The organism is Edaphosphingomonas haloaromaticamans (genome assembly GCF_001853345.1).
GTDB lineage: Bacteria > Pseudomonadota > Alphaproteobacteria > Sphingomonadales > Sphingomonadaceae > Sphingomonas_E > Sphingomonas_E fennica.
On sequence record NZ_MIPT01000001.1, the window covers coordinates 1579694 to 1594521 of the forward strand.

Below are 14828 nucleotides of genomic sequence, written 5' to 3' on the forward strand. Positions count from 1 at the left end.
TTTCCGCGCGCCGGCCCTTCGATCAGGGCTTCACGAATTTCAGCGTGAGCCGGTCGCTTTCGCCGATGGCGAGATATTTTTCGCGGTCCTGGTCCTGTCTCTTATACACATCTAGATGTGTATAAGAGACAGGCCGCCGCGAGGGCCGCCGAGTGCCTCGGCGGAACCCACCCCCAACCCCTCCCTTGCAGGGAGGGGAGAGGAAGCGCCGAAGGCCGCCTGCTTCTGATATTCCGGAGGGTTCCGGTGCGTGGAAAAGCGTTGTCCCGGAGCCGCCAGCGATGCCAGCCTGCGCTGGCCCGACGTTATCGGATCGGCTGCGGCCCGCCATCGCCGCTTCGCCCGATATCCGGGCGTCGCGGCGACGGCGGGGTGTTCCGGGTCAGCGTTCGATGCACATGGCGATGCCCATGCCGCCGCCGATGCAGAGCGTGGCGAGGCCCTTCTTCGCGTCGCGCTTTTCCATCTCGTAGAGCAGGGTGGTGAGGACGCGGGCGCCCGAGGCGCCGATCGGGTGGCCGATGGCGATGGCGCCGCCGTTGACGTTCACCTTGTCTGCATCCCAGCCGAGTTCCTTGCCGACGGCGAGCGACTGGGCGGCGAAGGCCTCGTTCGCCTCGATCAGGTCGAGATCGGCGACCGTCCAGCCCGCCTTTTCCAGGGCGATGCGGCTGGCCGGCGCGGGGCCGATGCCCATGATCGCGGGATCGACGCCGCAGGTGGCCCAGGAGACGATCTTGCCCAGCACCTTGGCGCCGCGCCGGGCGGCCTCATCCGCCGACATCACGACGATGGCGGCGGCGCCATCGTTGATGCCGCTGGCATTGGCGGCGGTGACGGTGCCGTCCTTCTTGAAGGCGGGCTTCAGCGCCTGCATCGCCTCCAGCGTGGCGCCGGCGCGGATATATTCGTCCTGATCGACGACGGTGTCGCCCTTGCGGCCCTTCACGGTGACGGGCGCGATCTCATCCTTGAAGCGGCCGTCGGCGCGGGCCTTTTCCGCCCGGTTCTGGCTGCGCACGGCGAAGGCATCCTGCTCGGCCCGGGTGATCTGATATTTCTCCGCCAGATTTTCGGCGGTGATGCCCATGTGGTAATTGTTGAACGCGTCCGTCAGGCCATCATGGATCATGGTGTCGAGCAGGGCGACATTGCCCATCTTGGCGCCGGCCCGCAGGAACTGGGCGTGCGGCGCCATCGACATATTCTCCTGCCCGCCGGCGACCATGATCTTCGCATCGCCGGCGCGGATCGCCTGGGCGGCGAGCGCGACCGCGCGCAGGCCGGACCCGCAGAGCTGGTTGATGCCGATCGCGGTCTTTTCCACCGGCAGGCCGGCATTGACCGCCGCCTGGCGGGCGGGGTTCTGCCCCTGGCCGGCGGTGAGCACCTGGCCCAGGATCACCTCGTCCACATCCGCCGGCGCGACTCCGGCCTGGGCGAGCGCCGCCTCGATCGCGATGCGCCCCAGCTCGTGCGCGGGGGTGGCGGCGAAGGCGCCGAGAAAGCTGCCCACGGGGGTGCGCTTTGCGGCGGTGATGACGACTTCGGTCATGCTAGGCTCCTGTGCGAACGTGGCTCGATCGGCCCTTTGCGGTGCTTCTTCGGCAGCGCGCCTATCATCTCTTTCGCGGTTGCGAAAGCCAATGTGCCAGCGGCTCCCACAGCGCCTGCCGGCCCCGGCTGCCGACGATCATGCCGACATGGCCGAGGTCGAGCCGCATCGCATCGCCGATACCGGCCGCGCTGGCGGCGGGCACGATGCGATCGGTGAGCGAGGCGACGTCCAGCACCGGGCAGGCGATCGCGGCCGGATCGACCGGCGCGCCGGCCACCAGCCATCCGCCCTTGCCGGTAATGTCGCCGCCGAAGAGATCGACCAGCAATTGCCGCCCGGCGGCGAGCGTCAGCGGCGGACCGTCATTGGCCCAATCCTCCAGCGCGATGAAGGCCTCGATGCGGGGATCGCCTTCGGGCAGGCGGCCGAAATCCTCGAACTTGCGGATGGTGCGCGCGGGATCGAGCCGCCAGAAGCTGGCCTGCAGCGCCTCCATCGGCAGCACGCCCAGCGTTTCGGCGGTGGGTTCGGCCTGGTTCCACAGGCCGGCAAGGTCATCGCGTGCCGCGCGCGGGAACGCGCTGAAATGCCACGGCGCCGCGATCAGCGCGAGCGAGCGGACCGGATGGCGCGCGGCGGCGGCGAGCGCCATCGTGCCCCCCAGGCAATAGCCGGCAAGCGCCACCGGCTCGCCCAAGATTCAGATCAGCGGGCTGGCCAAGACGTTCGGCGCGAACCGCGTGCTCGACGGCGTGGACCTGGCGGTCGAGGCCGGGGAATCGATGACGATCATCGGCCAGTCCGGCAGCGGCAAATCGGTGACGCTGAAATGCATATTGGGCCTCGTCCGCCCCGATGCCGGATCGATCCGCATCGACGGCGAGGAGATCGTGGGGCTGGGCGAGCGCGACCTTGCCCGCGTGCGCGCCAAGTTCGGCATGCTGTTCCAGGGCAGCGCCCTGTTCGATTCGCTGCCCGTGTGGCGCAACGTGACCTTCGCGCTGACGCAGGGCCGCGCGCGGGACACCGCCCGGATGCGGGCGATCGCGCAGGAGAATCTGGAGCGGGTGGGGCTGGGGCCGGAGGTGCTGAACCTCAGGCCCAGCGAGCTTTCCGGCGGCATGCAGAAGCGCGTGGCGCTGGCCCGCGCCATCGCGCCCCGGCCGGAGATCATCTTCTTCGACGAGCCGACCACCGGCCTCGACCCGATCCGCGCCGACGTAATCAACGACCTGATCATGAGCCTGGTCGACGACCTCGGCATCACCGCGCTGACCATCACCCACGACATGGCATCCGCGCGGAAGATCGCCCACCGGGTGGCGATGCTCTACCAGGGCAAGATCATCTGGCACGGCCCGCGCGACCGGCTTTATGATTCCGGCAATCCCTATGTGGACCAGTTCGTCCAGGGCAATGCCGAGGGGCCGATCCGCTAGGATCAATCGGTTCCGGAATGGGGAGATGCTCTCCATTCCCCATGCGTAGCTGGGGCGGCCGCCGCGAGGGCCGCCGAGTGCCTCGGCGGAACCCACCCCCAACCCCTCCCTTGCAGGGAGGGGAGAGGAAGCGCCGAAGGCCGCCTGCTTCTGATATTCCGGAGGGTTCCGGTGCGTGGAAAAGCGTTGTCCCGGAGCCGCCAGCGATGCCAGCCTGCGCTGGCCCGACGTTATCGGATCGGCTGCGGCCCGCCATCGCCGCTTCGCCCGATATCCGGGCGTCGCGGCGACGGCGGGGTGTTCCGGGTCAGCGTTCGATGCACATGGCGATGCCCATGCCGCCGCCGATGCAGAGCGTGGCGAGGCCCTTCTTCGCGTCGCGCTTTTCCATCTCGTAGAGCAGGGTGGTGAGGACGCGGGCGCCCGAGGCGCCGATCGGGTGGCCGATGGCGATGGCGCCGCCGTTGACGTTCACCTTGTCTGCATCCCAGCCGAGTTCCTTGCCGACGGCGAGCGACTGGGCGGCGAAGGCCTCGTTCGCCTCGATCAGGTCGAGATCGGCGACCGTCCAGCCCGCCTTTTCCAGGGCGATGCGGCTGGCCGTCGGCTATGGCGCGACCTTCGCTGCGCCGGCGGCGATGCGCGTCGCCATCCTGAACGTGGGCTATGCCGACGGCTATCTGCGCGGTTTCGGCGAGGGACGGGGCCGGGCGCTGGCGGGCGGCGTGCCCTGCCCCTGTCTCTTATACACATCTAGATGTGTATAAGAGACAGCCTCCGGCGCGGGCGTGCCCCAATCGAGGAGGAGCGGGCGCACGCCCTGCGTCGCCAGCCAGCGCAGCAGCGACCGGCCTTCGGCGAGATCGAGGACGTGCGGCGGGTTGATGAGCGAGGGCACGAACAATGCGGGCGGCCCATCGCCGCCATAATCGCGGATCGCGGCGCGGCCGATGCGCGCGATCACCGGCATTTCGGGCGGGCGCGGGGCGCGATCATGGCCCTGGTAGCGGCGCAGCCCGGCGAGCGCCGCGCGTAGCCGGGCCGGATCGCCCGCGGTTTCATGCTGCAGCATGGCAAGGAACAGCGGAAGGGGGCGGGGCTTCTGTTGCGGTGCGTCAGAAAATGATGCTACGCTGCCGCAATTCGTGGGAAAGGGCGCGGTCATGGCGAAATCAGCTGGTTCGGGCACGGGGGGTTCTGGCACGGTCATCATCAAGAAATACGCCAATCGCCGGCTCTATAATACCGAGACGTCGAGCTACATCACGCTCGATCATCTTGCGCACATGACGCGCGAGGGGCGGGATTTCAAGGTGATCGACGCCAAGACGGAAGAGGACATCACGCACAACGTCCTCACCCAGATCATCATGGAGGAGGAAAATCGCGGGCAGACGATGCTGCCGGTGAATTTCCTGCGGCAGCTTATCTCCATGTATGGCGATTCGATGCAATCGATGGTGCCGCAATATCTGGAAGCATCGATGGATGCGTTCCGCCGCAACCAGACGCAGTTCCGCCAGGCGATGGAAGGGGCGTTCGCCGGCGGCCCGTTCGCGGAGCTGGCCAAGCGCAACATGGACATGTTCGAGGCGGCGGCCAAGGCGTTCCAGCCGCCGAAGAAGAACGGCTCCGCCGGCGAGGAAGCGGCCGGGGCCGCTGGCGGATCGCGCGATGACGAGCTGGCGGCGCTGAAGGCGCAGCTTGCCGGCCTGCAGGCCAAGATCGACAAGCTGGGCGAATAAGCGGGCGGGCCGGCGGCTTTCCGCGCGCCGGCCCTTCGATCAGGGCTTCACGAATTTCAGCGTGAGCCGGTCGCTTTCGCCGATGGCGAGATATTTTTCGCGGTCCTGGTCCCCCTGCGAAAGGGTGGGCGGCAGGGTCCACACGCCGTTCGGATAATCGGCCTTGTCCCTGGGATTGGCGTTCGCTTCCGATTCGGCGGCCAGCTTGAAGCCGGCGCTTTCGGCGAGGCGGACGATCGTCGACTTCTTCAGATAGCCGCTGGATTTTTCGAGCGCGGAATCGCGGTCCTCGGGCAGGCGGTGATCGACCACGCCCAGCACGCCGCCGGGCTTCAGCGCCTTGTAGAAGCTGGCGAAGGCGGCCTTGGCTTCCGGCTCGCCCGTCATCAGCAGGTTGTGGACGTTGCGGAAGGTGAGCACCACGTCCGCGCTGCCGGCCGGCGCGATATCGCCGGGGGCCTTGGGATCGAGGGTGGTGATCTCCACCTTGCCGAAGCGGGCCGGATCGCTGGCCACCAGCGTTTCGGTGGCGGTGCGATATTTGCCCGGAGGCTGGGCGGCGGCGATGTAACGGCCCTTGTCCTTGAGCAGCGGGGCCAGGATTTCCGTATACCAGCCGCCGCTGGGCCAGATTTCCACCACCGTCTGGTCCGGCTGGATGCCGAAGAAGCTGAGCGTTTCCACCGGATGGCGATATTGATCGCGCGCGCGATTTTCCGCCTTGCGGCGCGGATCGGCCACGGCGGCCGCGATCGGCCCGGAAGCGGCGGCGTGGTGCATGGCGTGGCCGGCGTGGGCGGAATGATCCTCCTGCGCGAAGGCCGGCGCGGAAGCCGCCAGGCCGGCCAGCAGGGCTGCCGCAAAAACAGGGTGGCGCAAAGTCTCTCTCCCAATCATGACGATGGCGGCATGATGCGGAGGACGGGTTGGGGATGCAAGGCACACTCTGGGCGTTGGCGGGGGCTTCGGCGGCGGTGGCCGGGCTGGCGGCGCTGGCGGACCACCGCCGCAACCGCCGCCGCGACGTGGACCGGGTGGGCTGGGTGCCGTGGCCGCTGATCGTGATGCTGGCGATCCTGCTGGCGCTGGCCTTCACCACCTTCGCCATCCACAATCCGGAGTGACCGGATGCGGGGCGTTGAATGAAAATTACTCATGTGACGGGTAAAGAGTAACGTCGTTTCAAAAAATCATGGGCCACGGGTTGCGCGAAGCGGCGCGACAGGCCAAAGACGCCCCGCAAACCCAACCCTTAAAGGAGCGGAGCCTGATTCACGATCCGATCGGCCGGCACCCGGCGGAGCGATCGAGACGTTCAAGCCCCAGGATAGCGTGTCATGACCCATCAGTTCGACAAGTCCCGCCTGCCCAGCCGCCATGTTTCCGTGGGGCCGGAGCGCGCGCCGCATCGCAGCTATTATTACGCGATGGGCATGACCGAGGAGGAGATCGCCCGTCCGTTCGTGGCGGTGGCGAGCGCGGGCAACGACAGCGCGCCCTGCAACACCACGCTGAACGAACAGGCCGATATCTGCCGCGAGGGCGTGATCGCGGGCGGCGGCACCCCCCGCCGGTTCAACACCATCACCGTGACCGACGGCATCGCCATGGGCCATCAGGGCATGAAAAGCTCGCTGGTCAGCCGCGAGGTGATCGCGGATTCGGTGGAGCTTTCGGTGCGCGGCCATTGCTATGACGCGCTGGTGGGCTTTGCCGGCTGCGACAAATCGCTGCCCGGCATGATGATGGCGATGCTGCGCCTGAACGTGCCTTCGATCTTCGTCTATGGCGGATCGATCCTGCCCGGCCGGTTCCACGACCGCGACGTGACGGTGGTCGACGTGTTCGAGGTGGTCGGCAAATATGCCGCGCACGCCTGCCCGCTTTCGGAAGTGACGGCGCTGGAAAAGGTGGCCTGCCCCGGCCACGGCGCCTGCGGCGGCCAGTTCACCGCCAACACCATGGCCTGCGTGGGCGAGGCGATCGGCCTGTCGCTGCCCAACAGCAACATGATGCCGGCGCCCTATAAGGGCCGCGACGAGATCGCCCGCGCGGCGGGACGGCAGGTGATGGAACTGGTGGCGCGGAACATCCGCCCGCGCGACATCTGCACGCGCGAAGCCTTCATCAACGCCGCCCGGATCGTGGCGGCGACCGGCGGATCGACCAACGGCGCGCTCCATCTGCCGGCGATGGCGAACGAGGCGGGGATCGAGTTCGACCTGTTCGACGTGGCCGAGATCTTCAAGTCCACGCCCTATATCGCCGATCTGAAGCCGGGCGGCCGCTATGTCGCCAAGGACATGCACGAGGCGGGCGGCATCTACATGCTGATGAAGACGCTGATGGCCGAAGGGCTGCTCTACGGCGACTGCATGACGGTGACGGGCAGGACGCTCGCCGAGAATATCGACGAGGTGACGTGGAACCCCGACCAGAAGGTGATCTACGACGCCAAGACCCCGATCACCCCCACCGGCGGCGTCGTCGGCCTCAAGGGCACGCTGGCGCCGGAAGGGGCGATCGTGAAGGTGGCCGGCATGCACCGGCTGCAGTTCGAAGGGCCGGCGCGCGTGTTCGATTGCGAGGAGGATGCCTTCGCCGCCGTCGAGGCGCGCAACATCGCCGAGGGATCGGTCATCATCATCCGCTATGAAGGGCCGAAGGGCGGACCGGGCATGCGCGAGATGCTTTCGACCACGGCGGCGCTTTACGGGCAGGGCATGGGCGAGAAGGTGGCGCTGATCACCGACGGGCGCTTTTCGGGCGGCACGCGCGGCTTCTGCATCGGCCATGTCGGGCCGGAAGCGGCGGACGGCGGGCCGATCGCGCTGGTCGAGGATGGTGATCCCATCCGCATCGATGCCGAGGCCGGCACGATCGACCTGTTGGTGGCCGACGACGTTCTGGCGGAGCGCCGGGCGAAGTGGCAGCCGCGCAGGACCGATTATAATTCGGGCGCGCTGTGGCGTTATGCCCGAAATGTCGGGCCGGCGTGGAAGGGGGCGGTGACGCATCCCGGCGCCAGGGCGGAGACCCATGTCTACGCCGACATCTGATCCGGCGGCGGCGCGCCGCGCGATCCTGACGGCGGCGGAAACGCGCGCCGCGGAGGAGGCGATCTTCGCCCACGGCGTGCCGGTGGCGGACTTGATGGAGCAGGCGGGCGCCGCCGTGGCCGAGGCCGCGTGGCGCTTCGCCGCGATGCCGCCGACGCTGATCCTGTGCGGACCGGGCAATAATGGCGGGGACGGCTATGTCGTCGCGCGGCACCTGCGCGAGCGCGGCGTGCCGGTGCGCGTGGCGGCGACCGGCGAGCCCGCAACCGAGGCGGCGCGCGAGATGCGGGCGCGGTGGGGCGGGCCGGTGGAGGCGCTGGCCGATGCGAAGCCGGCGCCGCTGCTGATCGATGCCCTGTTCGGCACCGGCCTGTCGCGGCCGCTGGACGGCGACGTCGCGGGCCGGCTGGCGGAACTGGCGGCGGCGGCGAAGCTCGCCATCGCGGTGGACCTGCCGAGCGGCATCGCCACCGACGACGGCGCGATCCTTTCCCCCGTGCCGCGTTTCGACCTGACGGTGGCGCTGGGCGTGCTGAAGCCGGCGCATGTGCTGCAGCCAGCCGCATCCTTTTGCGGGCGGGTGGCGGTGGCCGATATCGACCTTGGCGGCGAAGCGCGCGCGTGGCGGGTGGAGCGGCCGCGGCTGGCGGCGCCGACGCCCGCCGACAACAAATATACGCGCGGGCTGGTGGCGGTGATCGGCGGCGCGATGCCGGGCGCGGCGATGCTGGCGGCGACGGCGGCCGCCCGTGCCGGTGCGGGCTATGTCGTGCTGACGGGCGAGGGCGCCGGGACGCTGCCCCATGCCATCGTGCGGCGGGACGATGCGACGGCGCTGGCCGATCCGCGCACCGGCGCGGTCGTGGCGGGGCCGGGGCTGGGGCGCGACATCGCGGCGCGCCGGCGGCTGCGGGCGGCGATGGATTCGGGCCATCCGATCGTGATCGATGCGGATGGGCTGGCCTTGCTGGCCGATGCTGGGCTATCGCGCCTCCGCCGGCTGGCGATGCCGGCGGTGCTGACCCCGCACGAGGGCGAATTCAAGCGCCTGTTCGGCGATCTGCCGGGCAGCAAGCTGGATCGCGCGCGGGAAGCCGCGCGACGGAGTGAAGCAGTGATTGTGTTGAAGGGCGCGGACAGCGTGGTCGCCCACCCCGATGGCCGGGCGGCGGTGGCCGCCACGGCGCCGGCCTGGCTGGCGAGCGCCGGCACGGGCGATGTGCTGGCGGGCATCACCGGCGCGATGCTGGCGCGCGGGCTGGACCCGTTCGCGGCGGCGCAGGCCGGCCTGTGGCTGCACGGCGCGGCGGCGGCGCAGGCCGGCCCCGGCCTGATCGCCGACGACCTGCCGGCCCATCTGGCATCCGCGCTGGCGGCCTGCGCATGAGCGAGGACGGACTGGTCGTCCGCCTCGCCGGGCGCGGCGACGGCGTGACCGCCGATGGCCGGCATGTCCGGCTGGCGGCGCCGGGCGACATGGTGGCGGCGGACGGCACCGTCATTCCCGGCCCGCAGCATGTGGAGCCGCTGTGCCGCCATTTCCCGCGTTGCGGGGGCTGCCAGCTCCAGCATGTCGACGACGAGGTCTATGCCGATTTCGTGACGAGCCGGATCGTGGGATCGCTGCGCGCGCAGGGCGTGGAGCCGCCGCCGATGGACCTGCCGCACCTCTCCCCGCCGGGCGCCCGGCGCCGCGCGACGATGCGGGCGGAACGGCAGGGGCGGCGCGTGCTGCTGGGCTTCAACGAAGGGGCCAGCCACCGGATCGTCGACCTGAAGGAATGCCCGGTGCTGCGGCCGGAGCTTGCGAGGCTGATCGAGCCGCTGAAGGGGCTGCTGGCCGGGCTGGTGCGCGATCGGCGCGCGGCGGCGGTGCAGATGACGCTGGCCGATCAGGGCGTGGACCTGCTGATCGAGAAGGTCGAGGCCGAAGGGCTGGCCGCCGCCGAGGCGCTGACCGCCTTTGCCGAAACCCACGGGCTGGCCCGGCTGGCGGTGGATGAGGGCGACGGGCCGCAGGTGCGCTGGGAACCGGCGCCGGCGACGGTGACGCTCGGCGGCATCGCGGTGGGGCTGCCGATCGGCGGCTTCCTGCAGGCGACGGCGGATGGCGAGGCGGCGCTGCTGGCCGAGGTGCGGCGGATCGTGGGCGACGCGGCGGTGGTGGCGGACCTGTTTTCCGGCATCGGCACCTTCGCTTTGCCGCTGGCGGAGAAGGCGAAGGTCTATGCCGCGGAAGGCGCGCGCGATCCGGCGACGGCGCTGAAGCTGGCGGCGGCGCGCGCGGGCCGGGCGGTGATGGTGGAGCATCGCGACCTGTTCCGCCGGCCGGTGGACGCCAAGGATCTGGCGCGGTTCGATGCGGTGGTGCTCGATCCGCCGCGCGCGGGCGCCGTCGAGCAGGCGGAGGAGCTGGCGGGCGCCGGGGTGCCGCGCATCGCTTATGTCTCCTGCAACCCGCACACCTTCGCCCGCGATGCCAAGATATTGATCCAGGGCGGATATGAGCTGGCGCGGATCACGCCGGTGGGGCAGTTTCGCTGGTCCACCCATGTCGAGCTGGTGGGGGAATTCCTGGCGTAACGACGGAGAGACGGATGCGCAAAGCGATGTTGGCGCTGCTGGGGCTGGCCACGGTGGCCGCCGCGCCGGCGCCCGTGCCCTTCACCAATCTGGCACCGGCGTTCGACGCATTCGAGGCGCGCACCGCAGGCATGGACCCTGCCCGGCGCGTGGCGGAATTCCGCGCCACCTTCGATCGGCTGGCGCCGGGGCTCTACACGGCCAGGGACCCCGCGAAGCTCGACCGGCGGATCGCGGCGGCGCTGGCGGAGTTTCCCGTGATCCGCACGGCCTATCGGCAGGTGGAGCGCGAATTTCCGGCGACTCTTGCGGGATCGGTGGCGCGGTTCCGCAAGGTCTTCCCCGATTTCGTGCCGCCGCTGCCCATATACCTGACCCATCAGCTGGGCGTGCGTGACGGCGGATCGGATTATGTGAACGGGCGCAAGGTGATGCTGTTCGGCGCCGATATGATCGCGCGGCTGCATAATGACGATTCGCTGCCGACCTTCCTCGATCATGAGCTGTTCCATCTCGAACATGCCCGGCATTTCGACGATTGCGACCAGCTATGGTGCGTGCTGTGGCAGGAAGGGCTGGCGACCCATGCCGCGGCCACGCTGACGCCCGGCGCCAGCGATCACCAGTTACTGCTGGACCAGCCGGCGCCGATCCGCGCGCCGACCGACGCGCGCTGGGGAGAGGCCTTGTGCTTCGTTGCCACCCGCTTCGACGCGGTGGACGGCGGCGACATCGATGCCGTGTTCACCGGCGGCGCCCAGGCGGCGGGGCTGCCATCGCGCTTCGGCTATTATGTCGGCCTGCGCATCGCCGAACAAGCGGGACGCGAACGGAGCCTGGCGGCGCTCGACCGGCTGAGCAATGAGGCCGCCCGGCCCGTGGTGGCGGGCGCGCTCGCCAGCCTGATCGCGGAAGCCCATGCCCCCTGCGCCCCGCCGGCCGCCACCGGCCCGATCACCCGGACGGCGCCGCGCCCGGCCTAGCGGGCCGGCTTACGGCACGGAAACCGAATGCCGTCCGGCCCTAGCCCTGCCGGCGGGCCATGAAGGCGAGGCGTTCGAACAGCATCACGTCCTGCTCGTTCTTCAGCAGCGCGCCGTGGAGGGGCGGGATCGCCTTGCGGGCGTCCTTGGACTGGAGGACGTCCAGCGGCATATCCTCGGCCAGCAGCAGCTTCAGCCAGTCGAGCAGCTCGCTGGTCGACGGCTTCTTCTTGAGGCCCGGCACGTCGCGCACCTCGTAGAAGATGTCCATCGCGCGGGAGACCAGTATCTTCTGGATGCCGGGGAAGTGGACGTCGACGATCGCCTGCATCGTCTCCCGATCCGGGAACTTGATATAGTGGAAGAAGCAGCGGCGCAGGAAGGCATCCGGCAGATCCTTCTCGTTGTTCGATGTGATGACGACGATCGGGCGCTCCCGCGCGGCGATCGTCTCTCCCGTCTCATAGACGTCGAAGCTCATCCGATCGAGTTCCTGCAACAGGTCGTTCGGGAATTCGATATCGGCCTTGTCGATCTCGTCGATCAGCAGCACGGGCAGCTGCGGGGAGGTGAAGGCCTCCCACAATTTGCCCTTGCGGATATAGTTGGAAATCTCGTGGACGCGCGGATCGCCGAGCTGGCCGTCGCGCAGGCGGGCGACGGCATCATATTCGTAAAGGCCCTGATGCGCCTTGGTGGTGGATTTCACGTGCCACTGGATCAGCGGCGCGCCGGTGGCTTTGGCGATCTCATGCGCCAGCACGGTCTTGCCGGTGCCGGGTTCGCCCTTCACCAGCAGCGGGCGGCGGAGCGTGACCGCGGCATTGACGGCGACCTTCAGGTCGTCGGTCGCGACATAATCCTTCGTGCCTTCGAAACGCACCCCGCCACTCCCTTGCCGTTCGCGTCAAGCCGGTCCAGCGATAGGGGGCGTGGCGCGGGCTGGCAAGCCGCCGCGTTTTGCGCAGGCGTTCAGCCCCGAAGCTCCGCAAGCCACGCGGGCAGATCGCCCAGCGCCGCCAGCTCGCGATAACGGGGATGATCGGTCGGGGCGTCGGCCGCCTCATGCGCCCAGACGAGGGGGTAGGGGATCAGCGCGGCGTGGGCGCCGGCCGCCAGCGCGGGCAGCACATCCGATTTCACCGAATTGCCGGCCATCAGCGCGTCTTCCGCCCGGCCGCCATGGCGGGCGAAGGCGCGGGCATAATGATCGGCCGTCTTCTCGCTGACGATCTCGACGCCGTGGAACAGGCCGCCGAGGCCGGATGCCGCCAGCTTCTGTTCCTGATGGAACAGATCGCCCTTGGTGATGAGGACGAGGCGATGGTCGGCCACCAGCGTCTCCAGGGCTTCGCGCACGCCGGGCAGCGGATCGACGGGATGGGCCATCATCTCCCGCCCGGCGGCGACGATCTCCGCGATCACGGCCGTGGGGGCCGCATTGCCGCTGATCTCCAGCGCGGTTTCCAGCATCGACAAAGTGAAGCCCTTGGCGCCGTAGCCGTAAAGCGCGAGGTTGCGCCTCTCCACCTCGGCCAGCCGGGCTTCCACCGTCTCCGCATCGGCGAAATCGGCGAGCAGGGCGTTGAAGCGCTGGTGGGTGAGGCGGAAGATCGTCTCGTTATGCCAGAGCGTGTCGTCCGCATCGAGGCCGACGAGGGTGATCGCCATCGCGGCTATTCCACGCCTTCGAACTGGAGGCGGGCAAGCCGGGCGTAAAGCCCGCCATTGGCCGCCAGCGCATCATGGCTGCCCTGTTCCACGATCCGGCCGCGTTCCATCACCACGATGCGATCGGCGGCGCGCACGGTGGCGAGGCGGTGCGCGATCACGATGGTGGTGCGATCGCGCATCAGCCGGTCCAGCGCCGTCTGCACGAGCCGTTCGGATTCGGCATCGAGGGCGGAGGTCGCCTCGTCCAGCAGCAGCAGCGGGGCATCGCGCAACAGCGCGCGGGCGATGGCGAGGCGCTGGCGCTGGCCGCCGGAAAGGCGCGCGCCGCCTTCGCCCATGAAGGTATCGAGGCCCTGCGGCAAGGCACGGAGGAATTCGGCGGCGTTGGCGGCCTCGGCCGCCGCCCACAGCGCCGCATCGTCCGCGTCCCAGCGGCCGTAGCGCAGATTGTCGCGCGCGGATGCGGCGAAGATCACCGTTTCCTGCGGCACCATGGCGATGCGGGCACGGACGTCCTTGGGATCGGCATCGGTGAGCGCCACGCCGTTCATCCGCACGCTGCCGCCTTCGGGATCGTAGAAGCGCTGGGCGAGCTGGAACAGGGTGGACTTGCCGGCGCCCGATGGGCCGACCACGGCGACCATCTCGCCGGGCTGGATGGCAAGGGTGAAATCGTCGAGCGCCTTCACCTCCGGGCGGGTGGGGTAGCGGAAGGTGACGTGATCGAAGGCAAGCGCGCCGCGTGCCGGCAGGTGCAGCGGCACCGGATGCGGCGGCGGCGCGATATCGGGCACCTCGGCCAGCAGCTCGGCCAGCCGGCTGGCGGCGCCCGCGCCGCGCAGCAGATCGCCATAGACTTCGGTGAGCGCGCCGAAGGCGCTCGCCACGATCGCGCCCGAAAGCATGAAGGCCGCCAGCGATCCGCCCGAAAGGCGGCCCGAGGCGACGTCCACCGCGCCCTGCCACATCACCATGGTGATCGATCCGAAGACGAGCAGGATCACGATCGCCGTCATCACCGCGCGCAGCGTGATGCGCCGGCGCGCCGTGCCGAAGGCGCTTTCCACCGCCGCCGTGAAGCGGCCGCTCTCGCGGTCCTCCTGGCCGAAGGCCTGCACGATCTTCATCGCGCCCAGCGTCTCGGACGTCATCGCGCCGACATCGGCGATGCGATCCTGGCTGGACCGCGAAACCGCCCGCAGCCGCCGGCCGAGGATCACGATCGGGGCGATCACCAGCGGAATGCCCAGCAGCAGCATGGCCGTGAGCTTCGGCGCGAGGGTGAAGAGATAGAGGATGCCGCCGATCCCCAGCACGAGGTTGCGCAGGGCGACCGATGCGGTGGTGCCGACGATCTGTTCGATGATCGTGGTGTCCGACGTCAGGCGCGAGGCGATTTCCGCCGGCCGGTTCTCCTCGAAGAAACGGGGGGCGAGCGTCAGCAGGTTGCGATGCACGGCCGCCCGGATATCGGCCACCACCCGCTCGCCCAGCCACGACACGAAATAGAATCGCATCGCCGTCGCCAGCGCCAGCACGACGACGATCATCAGCAGGTAGCGGAAATAAGGCGATACCTCCCCGCCGCCGGCGATGAAGCCCTTGTCGATGATCCGCTGCAGCCGCTGGGGAATCGCCAGCGTCGCGCCGGCGGCCGCCACCAGCGCCAGCCCGGCCGCCGCGATGTGGCCGGGATAGCGGATGGCGAAGCGCCAGATGAGGCCGAGATTTCCGAGCTTGCGATCGGCGGGCGGGGCGGTTTGCTGGTCGGCCATGCGCGCCCGACT

General features: G+C 69.4%; 14 protein-coding genes and 3 pseudogenes. 8 read left to right on the forward strand and 9 right to left on the reverse strand.

Annotated features, from left to right (window positions below; all coding sequences use genetic code 11):
• Positions 1-22: 22 nt before the first annotated feature.
• From BHE75_RS25345 to BHE75_RS07275, 3 genes and pseudogenes are all read right to left on the reverse strand, one after another.
• Positions 23-106 (reverse strand): annotated as a pseudogene (locus BHE75_RS25345) (methyltransferase); the annotation flags it as partial.
• A 276-nt stretch (positions 107-382) separates the two neighbouring features.
• Positions 383-1555 carry an acetyl-CoA C-acetyltransferase gene (locus BHE75_RS07270; protein WP_015459918.1) on the reverse strand — a complete coding sequence of 391 codons (1173 nt, stop codon included), beginning with the start codon at positions 1553-1555 and terminating at the stop codon, positions 383-385.
• Positions 1556-1619: 64 nt separating this feature from the next.
• A complete protein-coding gene (locus BHE75_RS07275; RefSeq protein ID WP_070933462.1) occupies positions 1620-2255 on the reverse strand; it encodes an alpha/beta hydrolase in 636 nt (211 codons plus the stop codon).
• A 43-nt stretch (positions 2256-2298) separates the two neighbouring features.
• Between BHE75_RS07275 and BHE75_RS07280 the strand changes: the two genes are divergently transcribed.
• Complete coding sequence (locus tag BHE75_RS07280; RefSeq protein ID WP_254684385.1) at positions 2299-2997, forward strand: ABC transporter ATP-binding protein; 699 nt, start codon at positions 2299-2301, stop codon at positions 2995-2997.
• A 307-nt stretch (positions 2998-3304) separates the two neighbouring features.
• Here the strand turns inward: BHE75_RS07280 and BHE75_RS23130 are convergent.
• A pseudogene (locus tag BHE75_RS23130) lies at positions 3305-3598 on the reverse strand (acetyl-CoA C-acetyltransferase); the annotation flags it as partial.
• Position 3599: 1 nt separating this feature from the next.
• Between BHE75_RS23130 and BHE75_RS23985 the strand changes: the two are divergent.
• Positions 3600-3734: pseudogene (locus tag BHE75_RS23985) on the forward strand (alanine racemase C-terminal domain-containing protein); the annotation flags it as partial.
• Here BHE75_RS23985 and BHE75_RS23990 read toward each other — a convergent pair.
• A complete protein-coding gene (locus BHE75_RS23990) occupies positions 3674-4069 on the reverse strand; it encodes a hypothetical protein (protein ID WP_070933466.1) in 396 nt (131 codons plus the stop codon). The pseudogene BHE75_RS23985 and the gene BHE75_RS23990 overlap by 61 nt on opposite strands.
• A 91-nt stretch (positions 4070-4160) precedes the next feature.
• On the opposite strand from BHE75_RS23990, the gene phaR reads away from it, so the two are divergent.
• Entirely contained in the window at positions 4161-4742 is a 582-nt protein-coding gene (phaR, locus tag BHE75_RS07290; RefSeq protein WP_070933468.1) for a polyhydroxyalkanoate synthesis repressor PhaR, read from the forward strand.
• Between the two features lie 39 nt (positions 4743-4781).
• Here phaR and BHE75_RS07295 read toward each other — a convergent pair whose 3' ends face one another.
• Complete coding sequence (locus BHE75_RS07295; RefSeq protein ID WP_070933470.1) at positions 4782-5621, reverse strand: class I SAM-dependent methyltransferase; 840 nt, start codon at positions 5619-5621, stop codon at positions 4782-4784.
• 53 nt (positions 5622-5674) lie between these two features.
• Here BHE75_RS07295 and BHE75_RS07300 point away from each other — a divergent pair, with 53 nt between their 5' ends.
• The 5 genes from BHE75_RS07300 (at position 5675) to BHE75_RS07320 (ending at position 11367) form a co-directional block, all read left to right on the forward strand.
• Positions 5675-5866 carry a hypothetical protein gene (locus BHE75_RS07300; RefSeq protein ID WP_070933472.1) on the forward strand — a complete coding sequence of 64 codons (192 nt, stop codon included), beginning with the start codon at positions 5675-5677 and terminating at the stop codon, positions 5864-5866.
• 213 nt (positions 5867-6079) lie between these two features.
• Positions 6080-7801, forward strand: a complete 1722-nt coding sequence (gene ilvD / locus BHE75_RS07305; RefSeq protein WP_070933474.1) for a dihydroxy-acid dehydratase — start codon at positions 6080-6082, stop codon at positions 7799-7801.
• A complete protein-coding gene (locus BHE75_RS07310; RefSeq protein ID WP_070933476.1) occupies positions 7782-9188 on the forward strand; it encodes a bifunctional ADP-dependent NAD(P)H-hydrate dehydratase/NAD(P)H-hydrate epimerase in 1407 nt (468 codons plus the stop codon). The genes ilvD and BHE75_RS07310 overlap by 20 nt, the downstream gene beginning before the upstream one ends.
• Positions 9185-10384, forward strand: a complete 1200-nt coding sequence (locus tag BHE75_RS07315) for a class I SAM-dependent RNA methyltransferase (RefSeq protein WP_070933478.1) — start codon at positions 9185-9187, stop codon at positions 10382-10384. Before BHE75_RS07310 ends, BHE75_RS07315 begins: the two co-directional genes overlap by 4 nt.
• 14 nt (positions 10385-10398) lie before the next feature.
• Positions 10399-11367 carry a hypothetical protein gene (locus tag BHE75_RS07320; RefSeq protein WP_070933480.1) on the forward strand — a complete coding sequence of 323 codons (969 nt, stop codon included), beginning with the start codon at positions 10399-10401 and terminating at the stop codon, positions 11365-11367.
• 40 nt (positions 11368-11407) lie between these two features.
• On the opposite strand, the gene BHE75_RS07325 is transcribed toward BHE75_RS07320, so the two are convergent.
• The 3 genes from BHE75_RS07325 to BHE75_RS07335 form a co-directional block, all read right to left on the reverse strand.
• Positions 11408-12250, reverse strand: coding sequence for an AAA family ATPase (locus tag BHE75_RS07325; protein ID WP_015459926.1), 843 nt, complete (start codon positions 12248-12250; stop codon positions 11408-11410).
• 89 nt (positions 12251-12339) lie between these two features.
• On the reverse strand, positions 12340-13038 hold the full coding sequence (locus BHE75_RS07330) for an HAD family hydrolase (RefSeq protein WP_070933482.1): 699 nt from the start codon (positions 13036-13038) through the stop codon (positions 12340-12342).
• A gap of 5 nt (positions 13039-13043) precedes the next feature.
• The gene (locus BHE75_RS07335) at positions 13044-14816 is read right to left on the reverse strand and encodes an ABC transporter transmembrane domain-containing protein (RefSeq protein ID WP_070933484.1); all 1773 of its coding nucleotides are present in this window, start codon (positions 14814-14816) and stop codon (positions 13044-13046) included.
• Between the last annotated feature and the right edge of the window lie 12 nt (positions 14817-14828).